Source organism: Lactobacillus sp. UCMA15818 (assembly GCF_030400225.1).
GTDB lineage: Bacteria > Bacillota > Bacilli > Lactobacillales > Lactobacillaceae > Liquorilactobacillus.
The window spans coordinates 1-1,481 of sequence record NZ_VJYB01000035.1 but is presented as its reverse complement, the minus strand read 5'-3'; the positions used below and the strand labels follow the sequence as shown (position 1 = coordinate 1,481).

Here is a 1,481-nt window from a genome sequence, read left to right as displayed (position 1 = left end):
TGAAGTGAACCCTTAAAATTGGACATATGATTTATGCTACTTTCTGAACGGCGAGTTCCCGGTACTTTACCGGTGACTTACCGTTCAGTTTTGTTTTAATACGACGTTTATTGTAAAAATCAATCCAATTAGTCATAGCTGTAGCTAGTGATTCTTTGTTTTCAAAGTGTTCATCCATAACTTCTGCTTTCATGATGTGAAAGAAAGACTCCATTGCGGCATTATCTAGACATGTCGCCTTTCGGGACATGCTCTGAAAGACTCGATGTTTTTTCAAGACTCCTTGCCATGCCTGATTTTGATATTGAAATCCTTGATCAGTGTGTACCGTAGTTCGATACGTTAGTTCTGGAAGCTGTTCTAGTGCTTCTTTTAGCGGTTTAATCGCAAACTTGACAGTCGGATGATCACTAATATTAAAGGCCAATATTTCCCCAGAAAACAAATCTAATACTGGTTCAAGATAAATCCGTTCATTTTGACTCATAGTTCCGTATCTAAACTCACTGACATCAGCTACTAATTTCTGATAAGGTCTATCCGTCTTAAAACGACGCTTTAAGCGATTGGGTGCGATTTTTCCAACTGAACCTTTATAGGAATTATACTTTCGGGTTTGTCGATTAAAAGCCTGACATAGCCAATCATGATCGTGCATAATGCGTAATACCCGTTTATGATTAACTTTAAAGCCTACATCATGTAAGGCATCAGTTAACCGGCGATACCCATACTTCTTAGTATACTTAGAATCATGTTGTCGAATTTCATCAATTGCTTGAATTAACTGGTCGTCGTCAAAATTCCGTTCTTTATGGCTTTTCGCATAATAGTACGTGCTTCTGGACATGTGCGTGACTTTTAGTACTAATTTAATTGGTACATGGAAGAGTTGCCTTAGTTCTGTGACGAGTTGTGCGTTTTCTTTTGTGCTGACTTCTGACGAGCTAAGGCTTTGAGTTTTTTTAAGTATTCATTCTCAATTTTTAACATTAGATTTTCTTGCTTTAACTGTTTTAATTCGTCCTTATGGACGGATTTTTCATCATTAGTAATTTTCTTGTGTTTGGCCATTGTCTTAGGATTTCCTCGTTTTCGATCTAGTCCTGAAATCCCATACCGCTCAAAACGGCGTTTCCATTGCCAAATTGTGCTTGGTGATGACAAATCGAAATGTAGGGCAGTAATAGGAAGTGAGGCCAGATGTTGTTTTCTCCAGTTTAGTACATCTATTTTGAACTGGCTAGAATATTCTAGATCCATAGATTTTGGCTTTAATCCATTTATGCCAAATTTTTTGAAACGATTGATCCAAATAAGAACAGTGTCTTCGTTAGCAATGGCATACTTTCGCGCTAATGTGGTAGAACCGATACCACTTAAATATTCGGTTACAACTTTTATTTTGAAGTTCAAATTAAATTTCATTATAGTAAAACCCCCAAGATTGGATTTACGTCCAATCTTGGGGGTTCACTTTA

At 37.1% G+C, this 1,481-nt stretch carries 2 protein-coding genes; both read right to left on the bottom strand.

What is annotated here, in order from left to right; genetic code table 11:
- Nucleotides 1–31 precede the first annotated feature (31 nt).
- Nucleotides 32–973: an IS3 family transposase gene (locus FFX44_RS12545; RefSeq protein ID WP_289981765.1), complete on the bottom strand. Its 942-nt coding sequence runs from the start codon at nt 971–973 to the stop codon at nt 32–34.
- On the bottom strand, nt 898–1,431 hold the full coding sequence (locus FFX44_RS12540) for a helix-turn-helix domain-containing protein (RefSeq protein WP_289981763.1): 534 nt from the start codon (nt 1,429–1,431) through the stop codon (nt 898–900). The genes FFX44_RS12545 and FFX44_RS12540 overlap by 76 nt, the downstream gene beginning before the upstream one ends.
- Between the last annotated feature and the right edge of the window lie 50 nt (nt 1,432–1,481).